General features: G+C 66.1%; 16 protein-coding genes and 1 pseudogene. 13 read left to right on the top strand and 4 right to left on the bottom strand.

Annotated elements, in window-relative coordinates:
* Positions 1–218 precede the first annotated feature (218 nt).
* The 6 genes from trxB to AC5P9W_RS08440 all read left to right on the top strand — a co-directional run bounded on the left by trxB (position 219) and on the right by AC5P9W_RS08440 (position 4,512).
* The gene (gene trxB / locus AC5P9W_RS08465; protein ID WP_021201782.1) at positions 219–1,190 is read left to right on the top strand and encodes a thioredoxin-disulfide reductase; all 972 of its coding nucleotides are present in this window, start codon (positions 219–221) and stop codon (positions 1,188–1,190) included.
* Positions 1,191–1,292: 102 nt separating this feature from the next.
* A complete protein-coding gene (locus AC5P9W_RS08460; RefSeq protein WP_495219051.1) occupies positions 1,293–2,417 on the top strand; it encodes a GNAT family N-acetyltransferase in 1,125 nt (374 codons plus the stop codon).
* A gap of 102 nt (positions 2,418–2,519) precedes the next feature.
* Entirely contained in the window at positions 2,520–3,260 is a 741-nt protein-coding gene (aat, locus tag AC5P9W_RS08455) for a leucyl/phenylalanyl-tRNA--protein transferase (protein ID WP_495219048.1), read from the top strand.
* Positions 3,261–3,346: 86 nt separating this feature from the next.
* On the top strand, positions 3,347–3,565 hold the full coding sequence (infA, locus tag AC5P9W_RS08450; protein ID WP_005409596.1) for a translation initiation factor IF-1: 219 nt from the start codon (positions 3,347–3,349) through the stop codon (positions 3,563–3,565).
* A 171-nt stretch (positions 3,566–3,736) separates the two neighbouring features.
* Positions 3,737–4,009, top strand: a complete 273-nt coding sequence (locus AC5P9W_RS08445) for a hypothetical protein (RefSeq protein ID WP_019659642.1) — start codon at positions 3,737–3,739, stop codon at positions 4,007–4,009.
* 128 nt (positions 4,010–4,137) lie between these two features.
* A complete protein-coding gene (locus tag AC5P9W_RS08440; protein ID WP_111104376.1) occupies positions 4,138–4,512 on the top strand; it encodes a hypothetical protein in 375 nt (124 codons plus the stop codon).
* A 48-nt stretch (positions 4,513–4,560) separates the two neighbouring features.
* Here AC5P9W_RS08440 and AC5P9W_RS08435 read toward each other — a convergent pair whose 3' ends face one another.
* The 3 genes from AC5P9W_RS08435 to clpA all read right to left on the bottom strand — a co-directional run bounded on the left by AC5P9W_RS08435 (position 4,561) and on the right by clpA (position 7,598).
* A complete protein-coding gene (locus AC5P9W_RS08435) occupies positions 4,561–4,848 on the bottom strand; it encodes a HigA family addiction module antitoxin (RefSeq protein ID WP_019659640.1) in 288 nt (95 codons plus the stop codon).
* Between the two features lie 8 nt (positions 4,849–4,856).
* The gene (locus AC5P9W_RS08430) at positions 4,857–5,135 is read right to left on the bottom strand and encodes a type II toxin-antitoxin system RelE/ParE family toxin (RefSeq protein ID WP_227854433.1); all 279 of its coding nucleotides are present in this window, start codon (positions 5,133–5,135) and stop codon (positions 4,857–4,859) included.
* Between the two features lie 177 nt (positions 5,136–5,312).
* Positions 5,313–7,598, bottom strand: coding sequence for an ATP-dependent Clp protease ATP-binding subunit ClpA (gene clpA, locus AC5P9W_RS08425; protein ID WP_021201776.1), 2,286 nt, complete (start codon positions 7,596–7,598; stop codon positions 5,313–5,315).
* A gap of 138 nt (positions 7,599–7,736) precedes the next feature.
* Here clpA and AC5P9W_RS08420 point away from each other — a divergent pair.
* Positions 7,737–8,548: pseudogene (locus AC5P9W_RS08420) on the top strand (APH(6) family putative aminoglycoside O-phosphotransferase).
* A 100-nt stretch (positions 8,549–8,648) separates the two neighbouring features.
* Here AC5P9W_RS08420 and clpS read toward each other — a convergent pair.
* Entirely contained in the window at positions 8,649–8,975 is a 327-nt protein-coding gene (gene clpS / locus AC5P9W_RS08415; RefSeq protein ID WP_019659637.1) for an ATP-dependent Clp protease adapter ClpS, read from the bottom strand.
* A 112-nt stretch (positions 8,976–9,087) separates the two neighbouring features.
* On the opposite strand from clpS, the gene AC5P9W_RS08410 reads away from it, so the two are divergent.
* The 6 genes from AC5P9W_RS08410 to AC5P9W_RS08385 all read left to right on the top strand — a co-directional run bounded on the left by AC5P9W_RS08410 (position 9,088) and on the right by AC5P9W_RS08385 (position 13,442).
* A complete protein-coding gene (locus AC5P9W_RS08410) occupies positions 9,088–9,561 on the top strand; it encodes a hypothetical protein (protein ID WP_021201774.1) in 474 nt (157 codons plus the stop codon).
* A 1-nt stretch (position 9,562) separates the two neighbouring features.
* The gene (locus AC5P9W_RS08405; RefSeq protein WP_288040446.1) at positions 9,563–10,024 is read left to right on the top strand and encodes an NUDIX hydrolase; all 462 of its coding nucleotides are present in this window, start codon (positions 9,563–9,565) and stop codon (positions 10,022–10,024) included.
* Positions 10,021–11,163: a tRNA 2-thiouridine(34) synthase MnmA gene (gene mnmA / locus AC5P9W_RS08400; protein ID WP_021201772.1), complete on the top strand. Its 1,143-nt coding sequence runs from the start codon at positions 10,021–10,023 to the stop codon at positions 11,161–11,163. Before AC5P9W_RS08405 ends, mnmA begins: the two co-directional genes overlap by 4 nt.
* On the top strand, positions 11,160–11,774 hold the full coding sequence (hflD, locus tag AC5P9W_RS08395; protein ID WP_021201771.1) for a high frequency lysogenization protein HflD: 615 nt from the start codon (positions 11,160–11,162) through the stop codon (positions 11,772–11,774). Before mnmA ends, hflD begins: the two co-directional genes overlap by 4 nt.
* Before the next feature lie 163 nt (positions 11,775–11,937).
* Positions 11,938–13,128 carry a methyl-accepting chemotaxis protein gene (locus AC5P9W_RS08390; protein WP_005416472.1) on the top strand — a complete coding sequence of 397 codons (1,191 nt, stop codon included), beginning with the start codon at positions 11,938–11,940 and terminating at the stop codon, positions 13,126–13,128.
* Positions 13,129–13,226: 98 nt separating this feature from the next.
* The gene (locus AC5P9W_RS08385; protein ID WP_005416471.1) at positions 13,227–13,442 is read left to right on the top strand and encodes a hypothetical protein; all 216 of its coding nucleotides are present in this window, start codon (positions 13,227–13,229) and stop codon (positions 13,440–13,442) included.
* The last annotated feature ends 46 nt before the right edge of the window (positions 13,443–13,488 follow it).

Here is a 13,488-nt window from a genome sequence, read left to right as displayed (position 1 = left end):
TGGAATGCGCTGTTAGTGATTGATAATAAATGAGACGGCGTCAGTTTTCAGTTATGCGACGTCCGACAGGGCAATCCGAGGGCCGAAACCACTGCTGGATGACGGCGTTCCGTTCATCGGCTTGAATCGCCCTGCCCCAGCCGCCACTCTATGACCAGCCACGGATGCTGCGCAAACATCGCCAGCGCCTTGTCCCATCTACCTTTTCGCGAGTCTACATGAGCACCAGCCTGCCCTCCCGCCACCAGCGCCTCGTCATCCTCGGTTCCGGACCGGCCGGTTGGACCGCCGCCGTCTACGCCGCCCGCGCCAACCTGAAGCCGGTCGTCATCACCGGCCTGCAGCAGGGCGGCCAGCTGATGACCACCACCGAGGTGGACAACTGGCCGGGTGACGCCCACGGCCTGATGGGCCCGGACCTGATGGCGCGCATGCAGGCCCACGCCGAGCGCTTCGAGACCGAGGTCATTTTCGACCACATCCACACCGCCGACCTGTCGCAGCGCCCGTTCAAGCTGATCGGCGACAGCCACGAGTACACCTGCGATGCGCTGATCATCGCCACCGGCGCGACCGCCAAGTACCTGGGCATCCCGACCGAAGAGACCTTCAAGGGCCGCGGCGTCTCCGCCTGCGCCACCTGTGACGGCTTCTTCTACCGCGACCAGGACGTGGTCGTGGTCGGCGGTGGCAACACCGCCGTGGAAGAGGCCCTTTACCTGTCCAACATCGCCCGCAAGGTCTATCTGGTCCACCGCCGCGACACCCTGAAGGCGGAAAAGATCATGCAGGACAAGCTGTTTGCCAAGGTTGCTGCCGGCAAGATCGAGACCGTCTGGCACCACCAGGTGGAGGAAGTGCTGGGCAACGACGCCGGCGTGACCGGCGTGCGCGTGAAGTCGACGCTGGACGGCATTACCCGTGACATCGACGCCCACGGCTTCTTCGTGGCCATCGGCCACCATCCGAATACCCAGCTGTTCGACGGCCAGCTGGCGATGAACAACGGCTACCTGGAGATCCGCTCGGGCCTGGGCGGCAACGCCACCCAGACCTCGGTGGAAGGCGTATTTGCTGCCGGCGACGTGGCCGACCAGCACTACCGCCAGGCGATCACTTCGGCCGGCTTCGGCTGCATGGCCGCCTTGGACGCCGAGCGCTACCTGGACGCCCAGGGCAAGGCCAGCTGAGAGGCTGACCCGCTCCTGCAGGGTCGAGCCACGCCCGACTCCGGATGATAGGCCGACGCCAGTGCGTCGGCCTTTCTGTTTCATCTGCCCTATCCTTCTCCCATGCCTTCCCCCCGCTTTCTCCACTCCCTGCAGTCCATTGCCGCGACCGACTGGGATGCCCTGCACGACGGCCGCAACCCCTTCGTCACCCATGCCTTCCTTTCCGGGCTTGAACAGCACGGTTGCCTGCGCGAGGACTGGGGCTGGCAGGCCCGGCACTTCACGCTCTGGGAAGGCAACACCCTGGTCGGCGCCATTCCGGGCTACCTGAAGACCAATTCGCACGGCGAGTTCGTGTTCGACCATGCCTGGGCCAACGCGTATGCGCGGCATGGCCGCGACTACTATCCGAAGTGGCTGGGCGCAGTACCTTACTCGCCGGTCACTGGCCCGCGGTTGTTGGCACGTCACGATTCAGGGCGCGCCGCCCTGCTTTCGGCATTGCGCGAGGCCCTGCCCGCGCTGGAGGTATCCTCGGCCCATATCAACTTCCACACCGCAGTGGACGAGGCCCTGTTCGGCGATGACTGGCTGCTGCGCGAGGACGTGCAGTTCCAGTGGCAGAACCCGGGTGACTGGGCGACATTCGAGCAGTTCCTCGGTGCGATGAACCACAAGCATCGGAAGAACATCCGCCAGGAACGGGCCAAGGTCACCCGCCAGGGCATCAGCTTCCGCGTGGTACACGGCGATGAAGCCAGCCGTGCCGACCTGCAGGCGATGTACCGCTTCTACCTGCAGACCTTCCTCGAGTACGGCAACGCCCCGGCACTGACCGAGGCCTTCCTGCGCCATCTGGCCATTTCATTGGGACGCGGGCTGGTGCTGTTCCTGGCCGAACAGGACGGCGAGCCGATTGCCGGCGCGCTGTGCCTGCGCGGTGGCGACACGCTGTACGGCCGCTACTGGGGTGGCGCTACCCTGCCCGGCCTGCATTTCGAGGCCTGTTACTACCAGGGCATCGAGTACTGCCTGCGCGAAGGCCTGAGCCGTTTCGAGCCCGGCGCTCAGGGCGAGCACAAGCTGGCGCGGGGATTCCTGCCGACACTGGTGCGCAGCCGACACTGGGTGGCCGATCCGGAGTTCGCAGAAGCACTGCAGGACTGGTGCCGGCAGGAGCGGCAGAGTGTGCGGCGGTACCAGCAGGAATTGCAGGGGCATGGTCCGTTCCGCGTAGAGCCGTAGAATCGGGCCGGATGAGGCCCCCGGAAAGGTGTGCCAACCAAGATTGGCACCGGCAGCGCGTGCGCATCCCAGTCGCATCACCACGGCGAATACAATGACGGCATGACCCGCCAGCTGCCCTGGCGCCTGGCCGATGCGCCGGACGCGCCCTTCCCTCCGGCCGAGACCGCACTGCGCCAGCCCGATGGCCTGCTCGCGGTGGGCGGCGACCTGCATCCGGTGCGACTGCTCAACGCCTATGCCGGCGGCATCTTCCCGTGGTTCAGCGAGGGCGAGCCAATCCTGTGGTGGTCGCCAGACCCGCGCATGGTGTTCCGCACCGAGGGCGTGCACCTGTCCAGCCGCTTCCGCCGCCAGTTGCGCGGCAGCACGTGGGAGATCACCGCCGACATCGCTTTCAGTCGTGTGATGCGTGCCTGCGCCGCAGCACCGCGACCGGGCCAGGACGGTACGTGGATCAGCCCGGCGATGGTCGAGGCTTATGGCCAGCTGCACGATCTCGGCTTTGCCCATTCCTTCGAGGTCTGGGACCGGCAGACGCTGGTCGGCGGCATCTATGGGGTGGCGATCGGATCGATGTTTTTCGGCGAAAGCATGTTCAGTGGCGCCAGCGGCGGCTCCAAGATCGCCCTGGCCGCCCTCGCATCCACCCTGCGTGACTGGGGCTGGGAACTGATCGATGCCCAGGTGGAGAACCCGCACCTGCTGCGGATGGGCGCCGAGCACCTGCCGCGCGCGGACTTTCTGGAGCACGTCCGTCAGGCCGTACACCGTGACGGCCGTGAAGGCCCCTGGACCCAGGCGGTCGGACGCTTGCCAGCACGGCGTTTGGCCGGGGGTTAACACAAACTTTGCAAGCCGGGCCCATCACGCGTAAAATACCGCGCCTTAGGCCCAGCGTGGCCGTTTTCTGAACCGCACAGGACTACATGTCGAAAGACGATTCCATCGAGTTCGAGGGCACCGTCAGCGAGACGCTGCCGAACACCACTTTCCGCGTTCGTCTGGAAAATGGGCACGAAATCATCGCCCACATCTCCGGCCGCATGCGCAAGAACTACATCCGCATCCTCACCGGTGACCGGGTCAAGGTTGAAATGACCCCGTACGACCTGACCAAGGGTCGTATCACCTACCGCATGAAGTAAGCGGTCGGCGCAGTGCGCCACTCCGACAGGGCCGGCCTCGCTGCTGGCCCTTTGTCGTGCGCGGAAGAAAATACGCGGCACCGAGATCGTCCGATTTTCGTCCTTGTCTGAAATCCAGCATCGCGCCGGAACTCTAGACTCAACGCGTTCTTCACAGAGGGCGCTGCGCGCATGACCTACCTGATCGTCCTGGACCCGCAGTCCGTCACCAGCCGCTGCTACGCCAGCAAGGGGCCGGACGGCACCTGGTTCGGCCAGCCCTGCCTGGTCTGTACCAGCATGGACGCATCCCACCCACTGTATCTGGCCGTGCAGCGCGAGGTCCCACACATGGGCAGCACACTCAAGCAGCGCCTGCATATTCCACATGAGGCAGTCGCATTCGTCATCGAGGATGGCGGCGACCAAGGGCGCCAGCAAGGATTCCGCTCAATCGCCGCCTGACGCGCCAAAGGTCATCGTGACCGATCTCACCGTGACGTCGGTCAGCCTTGCTTGCGGCAGATTCGCATTTGCAGCGGCTGCGGCAACCTGGAATCCGATCCAGTCCGGATCGCCGCCCCTGCCCCGCCATGAACCTGTCTTCCCTGCTGGTCCCCCTGGCTTTGTCTGCCATCACCCTGGCGCCGCCCGCCCATGCCGCTGGCACCCCGCCGGCGCAATGCGTACCACTGACCGGCGAACAGCAGATCGTTCGCGCCGGCGCTGACAGGAACGTCCTGCTTCGCGCCGGTGAAGACCACTATGTGGTGCATTTCCGCAACAGCTGCCCTTCTGCCGTGCTGGCCACCCGCCTCGGCTTCAAGACCGACGGCAAGGAGGCTGACCAGCTGTGCAGCGAGGGCCGAAGCGCTCTGGACACCGGTCGCGGCAGCTGCGAGGTTGCGCGCATCGAGCCGATCGATGCCGGGCGGTTCAAGCGCGAAGCGCGCCGCCGCAGCCGGTGACAGCAGACAGGACAAGGGCGGCCGAAGCCGCCCTTGTCGCGAGATACGTCAACGCGTCGCGGCAACCAGCGACAACACTCTCGGTTGCGCGCGCTGCCGCGCCAACCAAAGATCGTAGCTGGATTGCAGCCCCATCCAGAAAACCGCGGTACTCACTCCCGCCATCTCCAGGCGGATAGCCAGGTCGGGACTGATGCCCGCCTTGCCGTTCAGGACCCGCGAAAGGGCCACCCGTGACATTGCCAGGCGCTCGGCCGCCTCGGTCACAGACAGATCCATTGGATCAAAGACCATTGCCTTGATCGTCTGCCCCGGATGCGGATGGTGATGAATCATGCGCGACCTCAGTGATAGTCCAGGTAATCCAGCAGCTCCACGCCGCTGCCGGTGAAACGGAAGGTAATCCGCCAGTTTCCGTTGACCCATACAGACCAATGTCCTTTCAGGCCGCCCCGGAGCTTATGCAGGCGCAGCCCGGGCATGGCCAGATCCTCAGGACCCGAAGCCACATCCAGGATCGTCAGGATCATCAACACCTTGCTGGCATGACTGTGGCGGATTCCACTACTGCTGCCGGAACGGTAGAACCGCTCAAGGCCCTTGTGACGAAAACCGATGATCATTACTGTATCCTGTATCGTTACGCGATACAAACAGGGCAGCACCCCATCGCGACCAGAAGACAGCATTGGCACCTGCATTCCGTTCAAGCAAGGCCGCAGACGACAGGCCCACTGGAAACAACAAGGGCGGCCGAAGCCGCCCTTGTCATTCCCAGTCTTTCACGCCAAGCCTTCAGCTCACTCCACCGTAACCGGCAGCAGCCGCTCCGGCTCGGCCTGGGTCTCGACCACCAGCTCGTCGTCGCGGACATCGATGCTGACCTTGCCACCGTTGACCAGCTTGCCGAACAGCAGCTCGTCGGCCAGCGGACGCTTGATCTTGTCCTGGATCACGCGGGCCATCGGGCGCGCACCCATCAGCGGGTCGAAGCCGTGGTGGGCCAGCCAGTCGCGGGCGGTCGGGGTGGCCGACAGGCTCACGTGCTTGTCCTGCAGCAACATCTCCAGCTCGATCAGGAACTTGTCAACCACGCGCAGGATGTGCTCGAAGCCCAGCGCCTGGAACTGCACCACCGCATCGAGGCGGTTGCGGAACTCCGGGGTGAAGCTGCGGCGGATGGTCTCCATCGCATCGGTGGCATGGTCCTGCTTGGTGAAGCCGATCGAGCGCCGCGAGGCCTGTGCCGCGCCGGCATTGGTGGTCATCACCAGCACCACGTTCTTGAAGTTGGCTTCACGACCGTTGGTATCGGTCAGCACGCCGCGGTCCATCACCTGCAGCAGGATGTTGAAGATGTCCGGGTGCGCCTTCTCGATCTCGTCCAGCAGCAGCACGCAGTGCGGTGTCTTGACGATCTTCTCGGTCAGCAGGCCGCCCTGGTCGAAGCCGACATAGCCCGGAGGGGCGCCGATCAGGCGGCTGATCGAATGCGGCTCCATGTACTCGGACATGTCGAAGCGGACCAGCTCGATGCCCAGCTGCAGCGCCAGCTGCTTGGTCACCTCGGTCTTGCCGACGCCGGTCGGGCCGGCGAACAGGAAGTTGCCGATCGGCTTCTCCGGGTTGCCCAGGCCCGAGCGGGCCAGCTTGATCGCCGAGGACAGCGTCTCGATCGCCGGATCCTGCCCGAAGATCACCATCTTCAGGTTACGCTCCAGATGCTGCAGCACGTCCTTGTCGGTGGCGCTGACCTGCTTGGTCGGGATACGCGCCATCTTGGCCACGATCGCTTCCACTTCCTCGACGTCGATCAGCTCCTTGCGCTGGCCTTCCGGCAGCAGGCGCTGGCGGGCACCGGCCTCGTCGATCACGTCGATGGCCTTGTCCGGCAGCAGGCGGTCGCCGATGTGCTTCACCGACAGGTCCACCGCCGCCTGCAGCGCTTCGTCCGAATAGGTCACGCTGTGGTGCAGCTCGTATTTGGACTTCAGGCCCTGCAGGATCTCGTAGGCCTCGCCCACGGTCGGCTCTACGATATCAATCTTCTGGAAGCGGCGGGCCAGCGCCCGGTCCTTCTCGAAGATGCCGCGATATTCCTGGAAGGTGGTCGAGCCGATGCAGCGCAGCTCGCCGGAGGCCAGCGCCGGCTTGATCAGGTTGGACGCATCCATGGTGCCACCCGACGCCGAGCCGGCGCCGATGATGGTGTGGATCTCGTCGATGAACAGCACGGCGTTGGGCACCTTCTTCAGCGCGGTCAACACACCCTTCAGCCGCTTCTCGAAGTCGCCGCGGTACTTGGTGCCGGCCACCAGCGCGCCCAGGTCGAGCGAGTAGATCACCGCGTCGGCCAGCACGTCGGGCACCGAGCCCTCGACGATGCGGCGGGCCAGGCCCTCGGCGATGGCGGTCTTGCCCACGCCAGCCTCGCCCACGTACAGCGGATTGTTCTTGCGGCGCCGGCACAGGACCTGGATGGTGCGCTCGATCTCATCGCCACGACCGACCAGCGGATCGATGCGGCCGGACCGGGCCTGTTCGTTGAGGTTGCTGGCGAATTCGGTCAGGGCATCGCCCTTCGGCTCGCCATCCCCGCCTTCCATGCGGCCCTCACCCTCGGAGGAAGAGGACGGCTGCTCGCCTTCCTCGCCCAGCTTGGCGATGCCGTGGGACAGGTAATTGACCACATCCAGCCGGGTGACATCCTGCTGGTTGAGGTAGTAGACAGCGTGGGAGTCCTTTTCGCCGAAGATGGCGACCAGCACGTTGGCGCCGGTGACCTCCTTCTTGCCCGAGGACTGCACGTGGTACACGGCCCGCTGCAGCACCCGCTGGAAGCCCAGGGTCGGCTGGGTGTCACGGCCGTCATCTTCGGCCAGGCGGGACACCGAGGCCTCGATGGCCTGCTCCAGCTCCTGGCGCAGGCGTTCGGCGTCGGCACCGCAGGCCTTCAGTACGGCCTGGGCGGACGGGTTGTCGAGCAGTGCCAACAGCAGGTGTTCGACCGTCATGAACTCATGCCGGGCCTCACGGGCGCGCTTGTAGCACTGGCCGATGGTGTGTTCGAGGTCTTTGCTGAACATGGATTACTCCGGCGGCAGATGGGAACAATATGCGGCCTGACTACGCGATTTCCATCACCCTAGCGGATTGCTGCGTTCAGATGGCGTTAGCACTGCAGAACGCTTGATCTTCATTCACTCCAGAAGACCTCAACCGGTATGAGCGAACCCTACCTGAGCCGCTGGCGATTGCGGCGTGATGGCCCGGCCATCTGCACGCCCCACGCCCGGCTCTGGCCGGTGCTGACCGCTGCCGGCGCGCCGGCGATGCTGAAGATCAGCAGCGAAGCGGAGGAGCAGAACAGCCACCGCCTGCTGCGCTGGTGGGACGGTGATGGCGCTGCCCGCTTGCTGGCCCACGAGGGGCCGGCGATCCTGATCGAGCGCGCCGAAGGCGATTCGCTGCGGCAACGCTCGATCGCGGGCGACGATGACGCCTGCACCACGGTCCTGTGCCAGGTCCTGCAGCGGCTGCACGGGCCACGGAGCGCGCCGCCAGCGGAACTGGTCTGCCTGCGTAGATGGTTCGCCGACCTGCTGCAGCCAAGGGCTGCGCTGCCGCCACTGCTGGAACAGTGCAGATCACTGGCGGAGGGGTGCTGCGTGACGAACAGGAGATCCGGCCGCTGCACGGCGACCTGCACCACGACAACGTGCTCGACTTCGGCGCGCGCGGCTGGCTGGCGATCGACCCGAAGCGGCTGCTGGGCGAGCGCGCGTTCGATTACACGACGCTGTTCAGCAACCCGGATCTCTGCGGCCCGGGCATCCATGTGGCCACCCGGCCCGAGCGGTTTGCCGCGCGCGTAGAACAGGTGACCGCGCTGGCCGGCCTCGAGCGCACCCGCCTGCTGCGTTGGGTTGCTGCCAGCGCAGGGCTGTCGGCGGTGTGGTTCCGCGATGATGGCGACCCAGCGGTTGTGGACGAATCGGTCGCGAGGATGGCGTTGCAGGCGCTGGCGGAAGCGTGATCCGGCTGTAGAGCCGAGCCTGCGCTCGGCTGCTCTGCCAGCGATCTGGATACCTGCACGAACAGCAGCCGAGCATGGGCTCGGCTCTACAAAAGGCCGGTCAGGCCTTCTCCATCGTGCACAGCAGCGGATGCTGGTTCATCCGCGAATACTCGTTGACCTGGGCCACCTTGGTCTCGGCCACTTCGCGGGTGAACACCCCGCACACGCCACGGCCGCGGGTATGGACGTGCAGCATCACCTGCGTGGCCTTGTCCAAGTCCATGTTGAAGAACTGCTGGAGCACGTCCACCACGAAATCCATCGGGGTGTAGTCGTCATTGAGCAGCATCACCTGGTAGAACGGCGGCGGCGCCACTTCCGGGCGCGCAGGTTCTACGGCAACGCCGTGCTCGTGCTGGGAATCGGGGGAGGACTCATGGGGCATCCGTCCATTATAGAGGCTCGGAGAAGCCTGCGTCGGCCCGCCGCAGATTGGACGGCACGCACGGCCGCCGTCACAATTGCATCCTCTCTCAACACTGTTTCACAGGATCTTCATGAAAAGGACCCTTCTTACCGCCCTGTTGATCGCCCTGGCTCCTGCCGGCGCCGCCACCGCCGCAACCACCGCCGACAAGTCCGTGGGCCGCCACCTGGACAAGCTGGGCTATACCTATGAAGTCGACGAGGACGGCGACTACCGCATGGTCTTCGACGTCGAGGGTGACCGCACCCAGATGGTCTACGTGCGCTCGGCGGTGGAAGATTTCGGCAGCCACAACATCCGCGAGATCTGGTCGCCGGCGTACAACGCCAAGACCAAGCAGTTCCCGGTGGCCGTGGCCAACCGCCTGCTGGAAGATTCGCAGGACGCCAAGATGGGCGGCTGGGTCAAGCAGGACACCACCGCCATGTTCGTGGTGAAGATCGATGCCGATGCCACCCCGGACCAGCTCAGCGACGCCATCGATGCGGCCATCCGCACCGCCGACGCGATGGAGCTGGAGCTGACCAAGAAGGACGAGTTCTGAGTTGAACGCCACGCCGGACCCGCGCTGGGCACCGCACGCCACCGTCGCCACGGTGGTGGTCGACGGCGGCCGCGTGCTGCTGGTTGAAGAGACCATCGACGGCCGCCAGGTGCTGAACCAGCCTGCCGGCCACCTCGAGCCGGGCGAAAGCCTGGCCGAGGCAGCCCTGCGCGAGACCCGCGAGGAAACCGGCTGGACGGTGCAGCTGACCCATTTCATCGGCTGCTACCAGTGGACTGCCGGCAACGGCACCGCGTTCCTGCGCTTCTGCTACGCCGCGCGCCCGCTCTCGCACGACCCGGCGCAGCCGCTGGACACCGGCATCGACCGCGCGCTGTGGCTGACCCCGGCCGAGCTGCAGGCCGCCGGCGAGCGCCAGCGCAGCCCGCTGGTCTGGCAGGTGGTGGCTGATTACCTGGGTGGCCAGCGCCATCCGCTTTCGCTGGTCCGGGAGGTCGCATGAGCACGCCGCGCGTGATGGTGGGCGTCTCCGGTGGCGTAGACTCTTCCGTCGCGGCCTGGCGCCTGGTACAGCAGGGCGAGGCCGTGGCAGGCCTGTTCATGCAGAACTGGGCCGACGACGGCAGCGGTGACTGCCGCGCTGAGGATGACCGCCGCGATGCGGTCGCCGTATGCGGCCTGCTCGGTATCCCGTTCCACTTCCGGGACTTCTCCAGCGAGTACTGGCAGGGTGTGTTCGAGCACTTCCTGGCCGAGTACGCCGCTGGCCGCACGCCGAACCCGGACGTGCTGTGCAACCGCGAGGTGAAGTTCAAGCATTTCCTGGATGCCGCCCGCGAGCTGGGCGCCGAGCGCATCGCCACCGGCCATTACGCGCGCGTAGCCCAGCGCGGTGGCCAATGGCTGCTGCTGCGTGGCGCCGACCGCTCCAAGGACCAGAGCTACTTCCTGCACCAGCTGGGCCAGGCGCAGCTGGCAGCGACCCTGTTCCCGATCGGCGACCTGGAAAAGACCGACCTGCGCCGGATTGCGCGCGACGTCGGCCTGCCGACCCACGCCAAGAAGGATTCCACCGGCATCTGCTTCATCGGCGAGCGCGACTTCCGCGACTTCCTCGGTCGCTACCTGCCGGCCAAGCCTGGGCAGATCGTGGACCCGGCCGATGGCACCGTGATCGCCGAACACCCGGGCGTGTTCTATTTCACGCTGGGTCAGCGCGAGGGCCTGAACATCGGCGGCGTACGCGGCCGCCCGGCCGCACCGTGGTACGTGGTCGGCAAGGATGTGGCCAGCAACGTGCTGTACGTCGACCAGGACCGCGACAGCAAGTGGATGCTTTCCAACCGGCTGCGTTCGGAAACCGCGCACTGGATCGCCGGCTCGCCGCCGGCACGGCGCTTCGAATGCACCGCCCAGACCCGCTACCGCCAACCTGACGAGCCGTGTACGGTCCAGGTGCTGGACGATGGCAGCGTGCTGGTCACCTTCGCGCGCCCGCAGCGTGCCGTTACCCCCGGTCAATCGCTGGTGCTGTATGACGGTGATGTGTGCCTGGGTGGCGCGGTGATCGCCGCCACCGATGCGCCGCTGGAACAGCGCCTGCGCACCACCCCTTCCCCTTTTGAGGTATCCGCTGCATGAGTTTCACTGTCGACGACCGCGTCCTGGCCCTGGCCGGCATTGCCCAGGCCCTGCAGCAGGTCCGCCGCATCGCCGATACCGGCCATTCCGACGCCGCCGCCGTGCGCACCGCCGTGGACAGCGTGTTCCGCGTGGATGCGTCCTCGCCGCAGGCGGTGTTCGGAGACCGCCATGCACTGAAGGCCGGGCTGCGCCTGCTGCACAACTACTTCCGCAACCAGGGCCAGGATCCGATCCTGCCCAAGCTGGCCCTGTCGGTGCTGCAGCTGGAGCGCCGCTTCGTTCAGGATGGCGCCACGGTGAACAAGGTCGCCTCGGGCATCGAGCGCGCCCAGCGCCAGGCCGCCGAGCTGGGCGACAGCGGCCACCCGGATGTGCTGGCCAGCCTGGGCAGCCTGTACGCGGACACCATCAGCCACCTCAAGCCGCGGGTGATGGTGCAGGGCAACCCGCACTACCTGGGCCAGGCTGGCGTGGTGGCCGAGATCCGCGCCCTGCTGCTGGCAGCGGTGCGCTCGGCGGTGCTGTGGCGGCAGCTGGGCGGCAGCTACTGGGACTTCCTGTTCGGCCGCAAGGCGATGATCGAGGCGGTGGACCGCCAGCTGGCGTAAGCGCATGGGGTCCGGGCGCTTTTCCATGGAAAAGGGAATCGGACACCGAATCACCGCCAGCGCCGGAAAACCGGTGCATTCAGAATGCACTTCGGGGCACATCGACGTTAAAGAGAAAGGGGGTACGGCCGATACATCCTCCGTGCACCTCCCGAGAACGTCCATGTACTCACGCATTTTCATCCGTCTGGCCGCCCCCCTGGCTCTGACCCTGCTGCTCCCCTTCGCCATCGGTTTCGAATGGCCGGCCGCCCTGCGCTGGGCGATCCTGACCACGATGACGCTGAGCTGGCTCGGCTTTGCGTGGTGGACCACCCGCGCCCAGGCGCACCGTTCCCCGGAACATGCCCGTGTCCTGCGTGAGCAGGACCAGCTGCTGACCGAACTGCGCAATTTCGTCGGCAACGAGATCGACGGTTCGCGCGGCGAAGTGGAACGCGCCCGTGACCTGATCCGCCAGGCCGTCTCCAGCCTCGGTGGCAGCTTCGATGCGATGAACCGCAAGTCGCGCCAGCAGAGCCAGGCCCTGTCGCGCATCGTCGACCGCGCCGGTGATGAAGGCAACGCCGGCCTCGACGTTGCCCGTTTCGCCCAGCACGCCAGCCACCGCATGGAGCAGCTGGTGGAAGCGCTGGAACAGGTCAGCGGCCAGAGCAGCACCACCGTGCAGCACATCGACCAGATGGCGCAGCACCTGGATGGCATCTTCGCGCTGCTGGAAGACGTCAAGTCGATCGCCGACCAGACCAATCTGCTGGCGCTGAACGCGGCCATCGAAGCGGCGCGTGCCGGTGAAGCCGGTCGTGGCTTCGCCGTGGTCGCCGACGAAGTGCGCAACCTGTCCGAGCGCTCGACCACCTTCAACGAGCAGATCCGCAAGCTGGCACACAGCTCCAAGGACGCCATTGCCAAGGTGCGCGAGACGGTCTCGCACATGGCCTCGCGCGACATGGACCGCTCCCGCGAAGCACGCCAGGAAGCGGCGGCGATGCTCGACAACGTCGCGCAGATCAACGCGTCGCTGGGCGACGGCATGCGTGAAGTGTCCGAGTGCGCCCGTGCGATCGATGGCAGCGTGGCCGAGGCCGTGCGCGCCCTGCAGTTCGAGGACATCGCCACCCAGGCCCTGGGCGGCGTGCACACCCACCTGGACCGCCTGACCGCGATCAACCGCGAAGCGGTGGCCCTGCAGGAGCTGCTGCACCGCAATGGCGGCGTGTTCGACGAAGAGATCGCCACCGCCCTGCAGCGCACCGGCAACCGCCTGCGCGAACTGCGCAGCGAATGGGAACGCCCGCCGCACAAGCCGGTTGCCCAGCAGAGCATGGGCGCCGGCACCGTCGAGCTGTTCTGATCCTGATGTCCGCTGCCCTCGCCAGCAGCCCGCAAGGCCCCGGTTCGTCCGGGGCCTTTGCCTGTAACCCGCCATTGGATGCATCCTGTACGCGCACCATGACCCTGATCCGCGCCTTGCCCGCCCTCACCGACACCGAACGCCCGCGCAACGCGAGCGTGCGTGAGCAGCTGCAACAGCTGGAGGATGTGGCACGCGAGGAGATCCGCGAGCTGCAGCAACTGGCGGACGCGCGCCCGGCCCCGTCGCGGGCGGACGAGGCGCTGCTGGGCCTGGCCTGGGATCTCGGGCTGGATGGGGATGCGCTTAAGTAGATCCACGCCATGCGTGGATGGGCCGTCGCGCATGGCATGATCCACC

It is taken from the genome of Stenotrophomonas sp. YJH_SMC_33 (assembly GCF_059372295.1).
This window is presented reverse-complemented; position numbering and strand designations above follow the sequence as displayed.

Excerpts from the sequence above, each read along its gene's own strand:
- trxB (WP_021201782.1), top strand. The coding sequence starts at position 219 with ATGAGCACCAGCCTGCCCTCCCGCCACCAGCGCCTCGTCATCCTCGGT.
- AC5P9W_RS08460 (WP_495219051.1), top strand. The coding sequence starts at position 1,293 with ATGCCTTCCCCCCGCTTTCTCCACTCCCTGCAGTCCATTGCCGCGACC.
- aat (WP_495219048.1), top strand. The coding sequence starts at position 2,520 with ATGACCCGCCAGCTGCCCTGGCGCCTGGCCGATGCGCCGGACGCGCCC.
- infA (WP_005409596.1), top strand. The coding sequence starts at position 3,347 with ATGTCGAAAGACGATTCCATCGAGTTCGAGGGCACCGTCAGCGAGACG.
- AC5P9W_RS08445 (WP_019659642.1), top strand. The coding sequence starts at position 3,737 with ATGACCTACCTGATCGTCCTGGACCCGCAGTCCGTCACCAGCCGCTGC.
- AC5P9W_RS08440 (WP_111104376.1), top strand. The coding sequence starts at position 4,138 with ATGAACCTGTCTTCCCTGCTGGTCCCCCTGGCTTTGTCTGCCATCACC.
- AC5P9W_RS08435 (WP_019659640.1), bottom strand. The coding sequence starts at position 4,848 with ATGATTCATCACCATCCGCATCCGGGGCAGACGATCAAGGCAATGGTC.
- AC5P9W_RS08430 (WP_227854433.1), bottom strand. The coding sequence starts at position 5,135 with ATGATCATCGGTTTTCGTCACAAGGGCCTTGAGCGGTTCTACCGTTCC.
- clpA (WP_021201776.1), bottom strand. The coding sequence starts at position 7,598 with ATGTTCAGCAAAGACCTCGAACACACCATCGGCCAGTGCTACAAGCGC.
- clpS (WP_019659637.1), bottom strand. The coding sequence starts at position 8,975 with ATGCCCCATGAGTCCTCCCCCGATTCCCAGCACGAGCACGGCGTTGCC.
- AC5P9W_RS08410 (WP_021201774.1), top strand. The coding sequence starts at position 9,088 with ATGAAAAGGACCCTTCTTACCGCCCTGTTGATCGCCCTGGCTCCTGCC.
- mnmA (WP_021201772.1), top strand. The coding sequence starts at position 10,021 with ATGAGCACGCCGCGCGTGATGGTGGGCGTCTCCGGTGGCGTAGACTCT.
- hflD (WP_021201771.1), top strand. The coding sequence starts at position 11,160 with ATGAGTTTCACTGTCGACGACCGCGTCCTGGCCCTGGCCGGCATTGCC.
- AC5P9W_RS08390 (WP_005416472.1), top strand. The coding sequence starts at position 11,938 with ATGTACTCACGCATTTTCATCCGTCTGGCCGCCCCCCTGGCTCTGACC.
- AC5P9W_RS08385 (WP_005416471.1), top strand. The coding sequence starts at position 13,227 with ATGACCCTGATCCGCGCCTTGCCCGCCCTCACCGACACCGAACGCCCG.